The following is a 12,232-nucleotide window of genomic DNA, read 5'->3' on the forward strand; positions in this document are numbered from 1 at the left end:
CACGGGAGATGGCGGGAGGGCCGATACGGACCGCTATCTTCGACGCGGACATCGACAAGCGGAGTCGGCATGGAGAAGACAGGCGCCCTGGTCGCCGAGGAGCAGGCGGCGGCCGTTGCGGTAACGGACGGGGCGGGGGACGGTGATGCGCGGGCGGAGCGGCCCCGGTCGTGGCCGCTCCTCCTCCTCGGCGCCGCTGTCGTGCCCGGTACGGCCGTGGTGCTGATCGGGCGGTGGGGGGACGCCCCGGCTGTGCAGGCCTGGCGGACCGTGTGTCTGGCCGTCACGGTGCAGGCCCTGCCCTTCCTGCTGCTCGGCACGGCCCTGTCCGGCGCGATCAACGCGTTCGTGCCGGAGCGGGTGTTCAGCCGGGTGCTGCCGCGGCGGCCCGCGCTCGCCGTACCGGTCGCCGGCGTCGCCGGGGCCGTCCTGCCCGGGTGCGAGTGCGCTTCCGTGCCGGTTGCCAGCAGTTTGATCGGGCGGGGGGTCGCCCCGGCCGCCGCCTTCGCCTTCCTGCTGTCCGCCCCGGCCATCAATCCGGTCGTGCTCACCGCCACCGCCATCGCGTTCCCCGGAAACCCCGCCATGGTGCTCGCCCGTTTGCTCGCCTCGCTCTCCGCAGCTGTCGTCATGGGCTGGCTCTGGCTGCGGTTCGGGCGGGAGGAATGGCTGCGGCCCGGCGTACGGCACACCGGGCACCGGGAGGGGCACAGCCGGTGGAACGAGTTCCGGCTCGGGTTCCAGCACGACTTCCTGCACGCCGGCGGGTTTCTCGTCCTCGGGGCCGTGGCGGCCGCCACTTTCAACGTCGCCGTTCCCCGGTCCGTCCTCGACACCTTCGCCGGGGCGCCCTGGCTGTCCGTGCTCTTTCTGGCCGCGCTCGCCGTGCTGCTCGCCGTGTGTTCCGAGGCCGACGCGTTTCTGGCCGCCTCGCTGACCGGGTTCCCGCCGGTCGCGCGGCTGGTGTTCATGGTGGTGGGGCCCATGGTCGACCTGAAGCTCATCGCCCTGCAGGCGGGCACCTTCGGGCGAACGTTCGCCGTACGGTTCTCCGCCGCCACCGTCGTCGTCGCCGTCGCGTGCGGCTCGCTGATCGGTGGGGTGCTGCTGTGAAGCGATTCCTCCAGCCCGTCCTGCTCGTGCTGTGCGGGCTCGGCCTGCTGCACGTCTGCCTCTTCACCGACCTGTACCTGAGGTACGTCAAGGAGGGGATGCGGCCCCTGCTGATCGCCTCCGGGGCGGTGCTGCTCCTGCTGGGCCTGGCGAGCGCCGTACTCGACAAACAGCGGGAGGAGGACGAAGAGGGGCACGGCGGTCACGGTCACGACCACTCCGCCATGCCCCGCGTCGCCTGGCTGCTCCTCCTCCCGGCGCTCAGCCTGCTCTTCTACGCGCCTCCCGCCCTCGGCGCCTACACCGCCTCCCGCCAGCCGCCCAGGGCTGTCGCCGAGCAGAGCGACTTCGATCCGCTCCCCGCCACCTCGCCCGTCCCCATGACTCTCTCCGACTTCACCAGTCGGGTACGGCAGGACCGCGAGGACCAGGCCATCAAGGGGCGCAGCATCCTGATGACCGGGTTCGTCACACCCGGTGGGCCGGGCGGGAGCTGGGACCTGACGCGGGTCATCCTCAACTGCTGTGCGGCGGACGCCCAGTCCGTGAAGGTGCGGATCTACGGTGGTCCCGCGCTGCCCGCCAACACCTGGGTGACGGTCACCGGGACCTGGCACCCGGGTGGGAAGCTCGGTACCAGGTCCGCGCCGGTCGCGCTCGACGCCCGTACGGTCAAGAAGGTGCCCCGCCCGTGGAACGCGTACCAGGACTCACTCCCTCCCGAGGCCCTGAGCCGCCGGGCTACACGGTGACCCCGTCCACCTGCAGCGTCTGCACCGACTTCGCCGCGAAGGGGACGGCCACGGTCCTGCCGGACAGCTGTGTGTCCGAGTGGGAGGTGTAGAGGTCCCCGCCGCCCGTCGTCAGCGTGTTCCAGCGCGGGACCAGGCCGCCCGTCCCGCCCGTCACCGTCGTGAACCGGGACAGGTCGAACGTGAGCGTCTGGGCGGAGGACGACGTGTTCGCCGCCACGATCACCAGCCGCTTCGCCGTCTTGTCCAACGCCGCCACCGCGTAGCTCACGCCCGTGTCCAGGATCGTCATCCCCGGGCGGATGTGACGGCTGAACTGGGCCATCACGTAGTACTTGGTCTGGATCGCGCCGGGCCGCAGCGTGCTCGCGTCGTACGCGATCATCGCCCAGCCCGCGCTCGGGTCCATCACCTGCCAGTAGACCCAGGCCGTGGGGTGCAGCCAGCGGAAGTCGTAGAGGAGGTTGCCGGCCAGGGTCATCCCTGTGCCGTCGCTGTCGCCCGTCTCCGAGTTCCACAGGGCCTTGCCCGCCGTCGTCACCACGTCCGTGTAGAGGAGGTCGCGGCGGCCGCCCGAGCCCTGGTAGCCGTGGACGTTGACCCGGTTCACGTAGCCCTTCGTCGTGGAGGAGAAGGAGTTCCACGTCGTGCGGGCCAGGTCGTAGCTCGTCTCGTCCGATGCCGAGATCTTCGTGCCTGTCAGGCCTCGTTTGTCCAACTCGCTGCGCAAGTAGGGGAGTACCGCCGACTGGACCGTCGCGTCCATGTGGCAGCCCTCCTGGGTGCCTGTCGCCGTCCACCAGGACGACGACGGCTCGTTGAAGGCCTCCACCGTCGCGAAGTTCACTCCCCAGTTCTGCTTCGCGTAGAGGGCCACCGCCGCCAGGTGCGAGGCGTGTTGGCGGTAGTTCCAGGACTGGAGGTTGTTGCCGCCGTCGGAGGCGCCGGAGGGGTTGTGGTTGAGGCACATCCACCACATGGGGGAGTTGGCGAACAGTTCGGTCGTCGCGCCCCGCGCCGTCGCCTTCAGCAGCATCGCTCGCTGCGTCGCGTCCGCCGTCCACTTCCAGGCCGAGGACGTGGGGTCCTCGTTGTTCCAGTCCTGCCAGTAGCCCTCGATCTGCTTGAAGGACGGGATGTTGGGGGACGTCGCCATCGACTCGCCGCCTACGCTGTTCCAGCTGCACGCGCCGAGGTTGTAGCGGGCGATGTTGAGGCCCAGGCCGGGGAGTGCCGTGCCGTTGTACGTCGTCGTCCTGGTGGTGAAGAAGAGGTCCGCGAAGTCGTCCCGGGCGCCGAAGACGTTCGCCCACCAGGCCAGGGAGGTGCCCCAGCCCTCCCAAGTGCCGTAGGTCGTGGAGGGGTTGACGGCGATCGTGGCGTCGGCGCGGGCCGTGCCCGTGGCCAGGGCGCTGCCCAGGAGGCCGCCGCCCGCGGCGGCCAGCAGCGTTCTGCGTCGGATCATGGCTTCTTCTCTGCCTCTCCGTGCGGCTCAAACACCGGTTCCCGGACCGGCGTCGACTCGTCCCCCCGCATGCCAACAGGAAGCATCGGGTGTGGCCCGTGAGGTTGTCGAGGGTTGTGACAGCCCTTTCTAAAACCCGTTGAGGAAGCCGACGTCAGCGGCCGAAGTGCTTACGGCTCTGGTGAGTTCACCTGACTCGCCCTATCGTGCGGGCGGCTCCTGGGAGGTGGGTGTGCGGATGCGTGTCGTGCAGCACCGTGACCGGCGGAGGCGGGCCAGGTGGCGGCGGGGGCTGTGGGGCGGCGGCGAGGTGCTCGTCACCGTCGGGGCCGTGCTCATGCTGCTTGTCGTACATCAGTTGTGGTGGACCAACCGGGAGGCGCGGCAGGGGGCCGAGCGGAAGGTGGAGGCCCTGGAGAAGGAGTGGGGGAGCGGCAGTTCCGCTTCGGGTGGCGCGCCCTCTGTGTCCGCGTCGGCGTCGCCGTCGGCGGCCGCGCCGGCTCCCGGACGTGCGCGGCAGCGGTCGTACACCCCCGTCCTCGTCTCCGGCACGCCCCGCCGCTCCCAGGCGTACGCCGTCCTCACCATCCCCCGGCTGCATCTCCGCGTCCCCGTCGCCGAAGGCGTGAGCAAGCCGGACGTCCTCAACAAGGGGTACGTCGGCCACTACCCGGGCACCCAGCAGCCCGGCCAGGCGGGCAACTTCGCACTCGCCGGGCACCGGAACACCCATGGTGAGCCCTTCCGGTACCTGCCGAGGCTGCGCCCCGAGGACACCCTTCGGGTCGAGACGAAGGCGGCCACGTACACGTACGCCGTCGACAAGATCCTTCCGCAGACGTCCTCCCGGGACTCCGGGGTCGTACGACCCGTGCCGCGGTCGCTCGTCCGGCCCTCCTACGGGTACGACGAACCGGGTTACTACATCACCCTGACCACCTGCACCCCCGAGTTCACCTCGCGCTACCGGATGGTGGTGTGGGGGAAGCTGGTGTCGATGCGGCCCAGGGGATAGACGGCCGGACCGGGCCGACTCACCCCCGCTCTCGCAGCACTCCCACAGCCACGGCGCCCAGCGCTGCCAGCCCCGCCGACACCACCATCGCCACGTCCGCGCCCCGCGCCGGCCCGCCGCCCGACGACGTGACGAGGGCGATGGTCAGGGCCACGCCCGCGCAGGAGCCGATGTAGCGGAACGTCTGCTGGGCGCCGGAGCCCATGGCCGCCCGTGCGGCCGGTACCGACTCCACCGCGAGGAGGGGCAGTGCGGCGTTCAGGAGGCCGCTGCCCACACCGCCGAGCACCAGGCCGGGCAGGAGCCGCGTCCAGGAGCCCGCACCGATCGCGCCCAGCATCGTCAGCGCGCCGACCGCGTGGAGCAGGAAGCCGGCGGCCAGCTGCCGGCGGGGTGCCACCCGTCCCGCCAGTCGCTTCGCCTGCAGCGCGACGGTGAAGGAGACGCCGGACCAGAGCAGGAACAGCCACGCCGTGTCCATCGCGGACAGGCCCAGTGCCCGCTGCAACAGGGCCGGGAGGAACGAGAACAGGCCGATCACGGTCAGCCCGGTGAACAGGCCGCTGGCGGAGGAGGCCAGGAAACGGGGGTGGCGCAGCAGGCCCAGGTCGATCATCGGGGTCTTCGCCACGCGGGTCTCCACCAGCGCGAACAGGCCGAGCAGCACCACGGCCGCCGCCAGCAGCAGGCCCACCGGCGCCCGCAGCCAGCCGTCCCGGCCCAGCGTCAGCGCGGCCACCAGGGCCACCAGCGCCAGCCCGAAGGTCAGGGCGCCCAGCACGTCGGGCCGCCCGCCCCTCGGTGCCCGGGACTCGGACAGCCGGCCGAGTCCGAGGCCCGCCACGAGCAGCGCGGCCGCGCCGAGGACGACGTAGGCCAGCCGCCAGTCGGGTATCGCGCCCGAGACCAGCGGGCCGACCGCTATGCCACCGCTCACGAAGGCGCCCCACACGCCGGTCGCGTGCAGCCGGCCGCGTGGGCTCGGGAAGGCCGTCACGAGCAGCCCCAGGCTGCTGGCCAGGATCGCCGCGCTCGCCGCGCCCTGGGCCACCCGGGTCAGGGTGAAGGCCCAGGTGGAGGTGGTCAGCCCGCTCAGCGCGGTGGTCAGGCCCAGGGCCAGGGTGCCGGCGAGGAAGACGCGGCGGCGGCCGTAGTCGTCGGCCAGGCTGCCGGCCACCAGGAGCAGGGCCGCGAGGCCCAGCGGGGTGCCGTTCAGGAGCCAGGCCTGGGCGGAGAGGGGGGTGTGCAGCGCGGCCGCGGTGTTCGGCAGGGAGACCGCCGGTGCCGTGTACGTCATCAGGGCCACGCCGGTCGCTGCGCTGGTCAGGGCCAGGGTCGCCCGGGGGCGGTGCGGGGGTGCCGAGGGGTGGGTGTCCTGTCGGGTGGCCGCGGGGCGCGCGGTGAGAGTTCTTTCATTGAACCTAGTCATGGGGGTACCGTAGCACCGTAGGTTCGGTCATTGAACCAAGAGGTCGGAAAGTGGCTAAGGTGGACGCCATGGCACTGGGCAAGGACTACGCGACGCAGGAATGCTCGATCGCCCGCGCGCTCGAGGTCGTCGGCGAGCGGTGGACGCTCCTCGTCGTCCGCGACGCGATCTACGGCGTCCGGCGCTACAACGACTTCCTCGTCCACCTCGGCATCCCGCGCGCGGTCCTCTCGGCCCGGCTGAAGACGCTCACCGAGGAGGGGCTTCTCGACAAGCGCCGGTACCAGGAGTCGCCGCCGCGCGACGAGTACGTCGTCACCGAGCGCGGCATCGCGCTGTGGCCGGCGCTGCGGGCCCTCGCGCTGTGGGGCCGCGAGAACTTCCAGACGGCCCAGCTGCGGTCCTTCCGGCACGCGGAGTGCGGTACCGAACTGGGGCCGTACAGTGAATGTCCCGCCTGCGGAACCGTCGTACCCGTCGCGGACGTTGTACTGATGCCGGGCCCGGGACTCGATCCCGATCCGGCGGATCCGGTCAGCAGGGCACTGCTCAAGCCGAAGAGGCTCCTGGAGCCCCTGGAGATCGATCCTGTATAACCGGGAGTGAGCAGAACAGCAGGTCAGCGAAGGGGGAGGAAGTGGACCGAAGTCGTGTCGTCGGCACGCGTCCCGTCGCCCTGCTGCTCGTCCTGGTGAACCTGCTCCTGCTCCAGGCCGCGCTCCTCGACACCGGCAGCCTCTCCACCACCGTCGCGCTCGCCGCGACCGCCGCCGCCGGTTCCGCGCTCGCCGCGAGCTCGCTCCTTGCCGCCCGCTGCGCACCCGCCGTCCCGCCCACCCGGGTCCGTACGGCGATACGCGACCGGGCCCGCCGTACGGCCTTCCTGCCCCAGCGCGACCCCGACGCCTCGGGACGCCGCCGGCCCCGGGCACCCGGACACGCCCTCGCGACGATCTGCGCGTAGGGCACCGCCGACCCGGTCACACCTGGTCCGGGCCGAACCGGGGCGCACCTGGTGCGGGCCGACCCCGGTCGCATCCGGTCCCGGCCGACCCCGGTCTCACCCGGCCCCCGCGCGGGTCGTCATGCCGCCATGCCATCTCCGGTCACCCCGGCACGACGACACACCCCTGCACGGAGGGTCCCGCCATGTCCGCGTTCATGTCCGTTTTCGCCCGCCTGGTCGAGCAGCTCGCCGACCTGCTCCAGCCGTTCTTCCACGCCTCCGCGGCCGCCGCCGCGATCGTCCTGTTCACCGCGCTCGTACGGCTGCTCGTGCATCCCCTGTCCCGGGCCGCCGCCCGCGGCCAGCGCGCCCGGGCCGAGCTGCAGCCGAGAATCGCCGAGCTGCGCAAGAAGCACGCGAAGGAGCCCGAGCGGCTGCAGAAGGCGGTACTCGAACTGCACGCCGAGGAGAAGGTCTCACCGCTCTCCGGCTGCCTGCCCAGCCTGCTCCAGCTGCCCGCCTTCTTCCTCCTGTACCACCTCTTCTCCAACACCTCGGTCGGCGGCGAGGCCAACGCGCTGCTGACCCACTCGCTGTTCGCCGCGCCGCTCGGCGGACGCTGGGCCGACGCCCTCTCGGGCGGCGGGGTCTTCGGGGCGGCCGGACTCGTCTACCTCGCGCTGTTCGCCCTCGTCGCGGCCGTCGCCGCCTTCAACTACCGGCGCACCAAGCTGATGATGGCCAAGAACCCGGTCACGGTCACCGCCGGTGAGGGCGAGCAGGTGCCGGGGCTCGGCGCGGTCAACAAGGTCATGCCGTTCATGTCCTTCTTCACGCTCGTCACCGTGGCGGTGGTGCCGCTCGCGGCCGCGTTGTACGTCGTCACGAGTACGACCTGGAGCGCGGTGGAGCGGGCCGCGCTCTACCGCTGAGCCGGCTCGACCCGGAGCGCGGAGCCGCCTTCTCGGGGCCGTGGTTACGGTCCAGTCCGTGAACAGGGTCTTGCGGACTGGACACCCGGATTGGAGGATCGACCAGTCCTCCGATGGCTGCACCCATTGGCGGGCGCCCGCGATCGAGGGAGATTGTGACCATGAAGCTGCTGCGAGTCGGTACGGCAGGGGCTGAGCGCCCCGCGCTGCTCGACGCCGAGGGGACCCTGCGGGATCTGTCGGGGATCGTGGACGACATCGACGGTGCGCTGCTCGCGGACGCCGGCGCGTTCGGCCGGGTACGGGCGGCGGCCGAGACCGGCGAGCTGCCCGCGCTGGACGCCGAGGGCCTCAGGATCGGTCCCCCGCTCGGCCGGATCGGCAAGATCGTGTGCATCGGGCTCAACTACCACGACCACGCCCGTGAGACGGGGGCCGAGCCGCCCGCCGAGCCCGTGATCTTCTTCAAGGCCGCCGACACGGTCGTCGGGCCGAACGACACCGTGCTCGTGCCGCGCCGGTCCGCCAAGACCGACTGGGAGGTGGAGCTGGCCGTGGTCATCGGACGTACGGCCCGCTACCTGGAGTCGGCCGAGGAGGGGCTCGCGCATGTCGCCGGCTACGCGGTGGCGCACGACGTGTCCGAGCGGGAGTTCCAGATCGAGCGGGGCGGGACCTGGGACAAGGGGAAGAACTGCGAGACGTTCAACCCGCTGGGGCCGTGGCTGGTGACCGCCGACGAGATCGCCGACCCGCAGGACCTGCCGCTCCGGCTGTGGGTCAACGGGGAGCTGAAGCAGGACGGGACCACCGCCGACCAGATCTTCCCGGTGGGCGAAGTCGTCCGCTACGTCAGCCAGTTCATGACCCTGTACCCCGGCGACGTCATCAACACCGGTACGCCGGCGGGCGTCGCACTCGGCCGGCCCGAGCCGAAACCGTTCCTGCGGGCCGGGGACGTGGTGGAGCTGGAGATCGAGGGACTCGGGCGGCAGCGGCAGGAGTTCAAGGACGCCTGAGGCACCTCGCCGTCGGGGTGTCGTGCTTGCCAAGCGGCGGTCTCGCGGGCAAGCATGGCGCCGGTGCCGGCTTGGCCGAAGGGTGAGGGATGGCCGCGACGGGAGCTGATGGGACCTCGACGATCGGTCGGAGAGGAGTCAGGCCGTTCCAGTGGGCGGCGGCTGTGCTGGCGGCACTCGCTGCGGGCGCGGCCATCGTTCTGTTCTTCACCACCGACGTGTGCGACCAGCAGATGGCTTCGAACGGGAACGTCGTCACCGTCTGTCGACATCCGCAGATGACGGATCCTCCGATGGTCGTCCTCGGCCTCGTGATCCTGGTGCTCCTGGGTGTCTTCTTCTCCGAGGTCTCCGGATTCGGCATCACGCTGAAGCGCCAGGTGGAGGAGGCCCGGAGTACCGCGCAGGAGGCCATCCGCGAGACGCGGGAGGTCGAGGCGAGGCATCAGGAGACCGCGGAGGATCTGGCCGACGGGGTGAGGGAGGCGCTCAGCAGAGCGCAGCCGGGCGGCCGGGCCGCCATGCCGGCGCGGGCCGACCCGGTCGATCAGCTGGCGGCGCGGTACAACGAGATCCGGTGGACCATGTCCAGTGGGCAGGCCAGGACACAGGCGATGTCCGACGTGGCGGACGAGATGGTCGGTCTGCTGCGAGGCGCACCGGACTTCGACGTCGAGAGCAATCTCCGGAGCAGCGACCGGGGGTTGCGGCTGGCTGCTGCCGCGTACCTGTACGCCAATCCGGATCCGGCGTGGGGACGCGCACTCGCCGAGGCGGCGGTGTCCGAGGACAAACCGTTCAACGAGTACTGGGCGCTCAAGGCACTACGCGAGGTCTTCAGGGGCCACTGCGAGTTCCTGGACGAGGAGACGAGGGGCCTGCTCCAACGCCGCATGAATCAGCTGCCCCCGGGTAACGACCGCGCCGGGCAGATCAGGAAGCTGCTGCGCGACTGCCCGGCGCGGCGCGGCGGTCAGGCCGCGGTCTGAGCCGCGCTTCTCAGTCCAGTACGGACGCCAGCCTGCGCCATGCCTCGCGCGGCAGCGCGTCACGCGCCCCCCCGTCCACCACCTGGATCGCCACATGATCCGCACCCGCCTCGTGGAACGCGTTGATCCGGCCCCGGATCCGGTTCTCGTCGCCCCACGCGTAGAGCGCGTCGACCAGGCGGTCGCTGCCGCCGGCGGTCAGGTCGTCCTCGGTGAAGCCGAGGCGCAGGAAGCTGTTGGTGTAGTTGGGGAGCATGAGGTACAGGGCGAGGTGGTCACGGGCCAGGGCGCGGGCGCGGGCCGGGTCGGCCTCGGGGACGACCGCGAACTCCGGGGCCAGCAGCGGCTCTTCACCCAGGATCTCGCGCGCTTGGGCGGTGTGCTCGGGGGTGACGAGGTAGGGGATCGCGCCTGCCGCCCGGTCCCGGGACAGCTCCAGGGTCTTCGGGCCGAGCGCCGCCAGGACCCGGCGCCCGGCCGGGACACCGGCCGTGTCCAGCGCGTCCAGGTAGGCGACGAGTGCAGAGTACGGGCGGCGGTACTGGTCCGCGAGCTTGGCGTGGCTCACGCCGAGGCCGAGCAGGAAGCGGCCGGGGTGGGCCGACTCGACCTCGGCGAAGGCGGCCGCGCTCGCATCGGCCTCGTACTGCCAGATGCTCTGGATGCTCGTGCCGACGACCAGCCGGGACGTCGCTTCGAGGAGCGGGGCGGCGTGCCGGGCGGCGCTGCTGCCGCCCAGCCAGACGGCTCCGTACCCGAGTTGTTCCAGTTCCACGGCGGCCTCGGCGATGGCGTCGCGCCGGGCCGGGTCCTCCGAGCGGAGCCCCACACTCCAGACGCCGTACCGGCCGATCCTCTCCTTGAAGGTGCGCGCGCTGCTCGTCGACTCGCTCATCGGGTCCGTTCCCTCCGGGTGGGTGTCGTGCCGTGATCGTCGTTCACGTCGGTGCCAACCGGAGGGAGCCGCGCGGTAATCCTGCGTACGGGCTACTCGGCCAGGAACTGCTCCAGCGCCTCCACCACGAAGCGGTGGTCCTGCAGTTGGGGCAGGCCGGACACGGTCACCGTGCCGATGACGCCCACCTCCTCGACGTGGATCGGGAACGAGCCGCCGTGGGCCGCGTAGGTGTCCGGATCCAGGCGGGAGGAGTCCTCGAACGTCGTGCCCTTGGCGCGGAAGCGGGCGCCGACCAGGTACGAGGAGACGCCGTAGCGCTCCACCACCCGGCGTTTGCGGTCGATCCAGGCGTCGTTGTCGGGCGTGGAGCCGGGCAGGGCCGCGTGGAAGAGCTGCTGGCCGGAGCGGTGGATGTCGATGGCCACCGGCGCCTGGCGCTCCCTGGCCAGCTCGACCAGGAGGGAGCCGAGGGCCCAGGCGTCGTCATAGGTGAACCGGCGGAAGACCAGACGGCGTTCCTGCGCCTCCAGCTCCTCCACGCTCGGGGTGATCTCGGGGGCGAACTTCGGGGTGATCTGCGGGTGGTGCATCAGAGGGTCACCGTCACCTTGTCGCGGGCGGAGCGCCGGGCAGCTTCCAGTACGTCGAGTGCGGCGGCCGCCTCCAGGGCGGTCACCGGGTTGGGACCGGCGCCGGTCAGGGCCGCCGCCACGGCCGCATAGTAGGCCGGGTAGTCGCCGGGGAGGGTCGGTACGGGGCGGCCGCCGCCGGTCAGCGGGGACTCGCCGGAGCCGATGCGGCCCCACAGCGACTCGGGTTCCGCGCCCCAGGCGGGGCCCGGCCGCAGGCCTTCCCTGAGCGCGGCCTCCTGCGGGTCCAGGCCGTACTTCACGAAGCCCGCCTGCGAGCCGAGGACCCGGAAGCGCGGGCCGAGCTGGGCCGTGGTGGCGGAGACGTAGAGGTGGGAGCGGACGCCGTTCGCGTGGGTCAGCGCGATGAAGGTGTCGTCGTCCGTCTCGGCGCCGGGGCGGCGGACGTCCGTCTCGGCGTACACCTCGGTGACCGGCCCGAAGAGGACCAGGGCCTGGTCGACGACATGGCTGCCGAGGTCGTAGAGCAGACCTCCGATCTCTGCCGGGTCGCCGGACTCGCGCCAGCCGCCCTTCGGCTGCGGGCGCCAGCGCTCGAAGCGGGACTCGAAGCGCCAGGCGTCGCCCAGTTCGCCCTTCTCCAGCAGCCCGCGCAGGGTCAGGAAGTCGCTGTCCCAGCGGCGGTTCTGGAAGACCGAGAGCAGCAGGCCGCGCTCCTCGGCGAGGGCGGCCAGCTCACGCGCCTCGGCCGCCGTACCCGCCACCGGCTTGTCCACGACCACCGGCAGGCCCGCCTCGAGGGCGGTGGTGGCGAGCGGGACGTGCGTCTTGTTCGGGGAGGCGATGACGACCAGGTCCAGCTCGTCGGCGCGGTCGAACAGCTCGTCGGGGGTGGCGGCGATGCGGACGCCCGGGAACTCGGCATGGGCCTGCTCCTGCCGCTCGGGGTACGAGGTGACCACCGTGTCCAGGGCGAGGCCCTCGGTGGCGGCGATCAGCGGGGCGTGGAAGACAGAGCCTGCGAGGCCGTAGCCGATCAGGCCGACGCGGAGGGGGGTACCAGTCATGCGTCCTACTTTCGCAA

At 71.7% G+C, this 12,232-nt stretch carries 13 protein-coding genes; 8 read left to right on the forward strand and 5 right to left on the reverse strand.

Annotated features, from left to right (window positions below; genetic code table 11):
* Window positions 1-69 precede the first annotated feature (69 nt).
* Window positions 70-1,113, forward strand: coding sequence for a permease (locus tag ACWC5O_RS06965; protein ID WP_450580430.1), 1,044 nt, complete (start codon window positions 70-72; stop codon window positions 1,111-1,113).
* Window positions 1,110-1,865, forward strand: coding sequence for a TIGR03943 family putative permease subunit (locus ACWC5O_RS06970; RefSeq protein ID WP_450580431.1), 756 nt, complete (start codon window positions 1,110-1,112; stop codon window positions 1,863-1,865). Before ACWC5O_RS06965 ends, ACWC5O_RS06970 begins: the two co-directional genes overlap by 4 nt.
* Here ACWC5O_RS06970 and ACWC5O_RS06975 read toward each other — a convergent pair.
* Entirely contained in the window at window positions 1,855-3,330 is a 1,476-nt protein-coding gene (locus ACWC5O_RS06975) for a beta-1,6-galactanase (RefSeq protein WP_450580432.1), read from the reverse strand. The genes ACWC5O_RS06970 and ACWC5O_RS06975 overlap by 11 nt on opposite strands.
* Window positions 3,331-3,568: 238 nt before the next feature.
* Between ACWC5O_RS06975 and ACWC5O_RS06980 the strand changes: the two genes are divergently transcribed.
* Complete coding sequence (locus tag ACWC5O_RS06980; protein ID WP_450580433.1) at window positions 3,569-4,345, forward strand: class E sortase; 777 nt, start codon at window positions 3,569-3,571, stop codon at window positions 4,343-4,345.
* A 19-nt stretch (window positions 4,346-4,364) separates the two neighbouring features.
* Here the strand turns inward: ACWC5O_RS06980 and ACWC5O_RS06985 are convergent, their stop codons facing one another.
* Complete coding sequence (locus tag ACWC5O_RS06985; protein ID WP_450580434.1) at window positions 4,365-5,774, reverse strand: MFS transporter; 1,410 nt, start codon at window positions 5,772-5,774, stop codon at window positions 4,365-4,367.
* Window positions 5,775-5,842: 68 nt separating this feature from the next.
* Here ACWC5O_RS06985 and ACWC5O_RS06990 point away from each other — a divergent pair, with 68 nt between their 5' ends.
* The 5 genes from ACWC5O_RS06990 (at window position 5,843) to ACWC5O_RS07010 (ending at window position 9,660) form a co-directional block, all read left to right on the forward strand.
* Complete coding sequence (locus ACWC5O_RS06990; protein ID WP_450580435.1) at window positions 5,843-6,370, forward strand: winged helix-turn-helix transcriptional regulator; 528 nt, start codon at window positions 5,843-5,845, stop codon at window positions 6,368-6,370.
* A gap of 41 nt (window positions 6,371-6,411) precedes the next feature.
* Window positions 6,412-6,738 carry a DUF6412 domain-containing protein gene (locus tag ACWC5O_RS06995; RefSeq protein ID WP_450580436.1) on the forward strand — a complete coding sequence of 109 codons (327 nt, stop codon included), beginning with the start codon at window positions 6,412-6,414 and terminating at the stop codon, window positions 6,736-6,738.
* Window positions 6,739-6,935: 197 nt separating this feature from the next.
* Window positions 6,936-7,652: a YidC/Oxa1 family membrane protein insertase gene (locus ACWC5O_RS07000; RefSeq protein ID WP_450580737.1), complete on the forward strand. Its 717-nt coding sequence runs from the start codon at window positions 6,936-6,938 to the stop codon at window positions 7,650-7,652.
* A gap of 161 nt (window positions 7,653-7,813) precedes the next feature.
* Window positions 7,814-8,671 carry a fumarylacetoacetate hydrolase family protein gene (locus ACWC5O_RS07005; protein WP_450580437.1) on the forward strand — a complete coding sequence of 286 codons (858 nt, stop codon included), beginning with the start codon at window positions 7,814-7,816 and terminating at the stop codon, window positions 8,669-8,671.
* A 278-nt stretch (window positions 8,672-8,949) separates the two neighbouring features.
* Window positions 8,950-9,660, forward strand: a complete 711-nt coding sequence (locus tag ACWC5O_RS07010) for a hypothetical protein (RefSeq protein ID WP_450580438.1) — start codon at window positions 8,950-8,952, stop codon at window positions 9,658-9,660.
* Between the two features lie 10 nt (window positions 9,661-9,670).
* On the opposite strand, the gene ACWC5O_RS07015 is transcribed toward ACWC5O_RS07010, so the two are convergent.
* From ACWC5O_RS07015 to ACWC5O_RS07025, 3 genes are all read right to left on the reverse strand, one after another.
* Window positions 9,671-10,555, reverse strand: coding sequence for an LLM class F420-dependent oxidoreductase (locus ACWC5O_RS07015; RefSeq protein ID WP_450580439.1), 885 nt, complete (start codon window positions 10,553-10,555; stop codon window positions 9,671-9,673).
* 92 nt (window positions 10,556-10,647) lie between these two features.
* Entirely contained in the window at window positions 10,648-11,148 is a 501-nt protein-coding gene (locus ACWC5O_RS07020) for a heme-degrading domain-containing protein (protein WP_450580440.1), read from the reverse strand.
* Window positions 11,148-12,215, reverse strand: a complete 1,068-nt coding sequence (locus ACWC5O_RS07025; RefSeq protein ID WP_450580441.1) for a Gfo/Idh/MocA family protein — start codon at window positions 12,213-12,215, stop codon at window positions 11,148-11,150. The genes ACWC5O_RS07020 and ACWC5O_RS07025 overlap by 1 nt, the downstream gene beginning before the upstream one ends.
* Between the last annotated feature and the right edge of the window lie 17 nt (window positions 12,216-12,232).

Source organism: Streptomyces sp. NPDC001450, from assembly GCF_053597295.1.

Coding starts and splice junctions, on each gene's coding strand:
- ACWC5O_RS06975 (WP_450580432.1), bottom strand. CDS start 3,330: ATGATCCGACGCAGAACGCTGCTGGCCGCCGCGGGCGGCGGCCTCCTG.
- ACWC5O_RS07025 (WP_450580441.1), bottom strand. CDS start 12,215: ATGACTGGTACCCCCCTCCGCGTCGGCCTGATCGGCTACGGCCTCGCA.
- ACWC5O_RS06965 (WP_450580430.1), top strand. CDS start 70: ATGGAGAAGACAGGCGCCCTGGTCGCCGAGGAGCAGGCGGCGGCCGTT.
- ACWC5O_RS07005 (WP_450580437.1), top strand. CDS start 7,814: ATGAAGCTGCTGCGAGTCGGTACGGCAGGGGCTGAGCGCCCCGCGCTG.
- ACWC5O_RS07015 (WP_450580439.1), bottom strand. CDS start 10,555: ATGAGCGAGTCGACGAGCAGCGCGCGCACCTTCAAGGAGAGGATCGGC.
- ACWC5O_RS07010 (WP_450580438.1), top strand. CDS start 8,950: ATGACGGATCCTCCGATGGTCGTCCTCGGCCTCGTGATCCTGGTGCTC.
- ACWC5O_RS06985 (WP_450580434.1), bottom strand. CDS start 5,774: ATGACTAGGTTCAATGAAAGAACTCTCACCGCGCGCCCCGCGGCCACC.
- ACWC5O_RS06980 (WP_450580433.1), top strand. CDS start 3,569: ATGCGTGTCGTGCAGCACCGTGACCGGCGGAGGCGGGCCAGGTGGCGG.
- ACWC5O_RS07000 (WP_450580737.1), top strand. CDS start 6,936: ATGTCCGTTTTCGCCCGCCTGGTCGAGCAGCTCGCCGACCTGCTCCAG.
- ACWC5O_RS06990 (WP_450580435.1), top strand. CDS start 5,843: ATGGCACTGGGCAAGGACTACGCGACGCAGGAATGCTCGATCGCCCGC.
- ACWC5O_RS07020 (WP_450580440.1), bottom strand. CDS start 11,148: ATGCACCACCCGCAGATCACCCCGAAGTTCGCCCCCGAGATCACCCCG.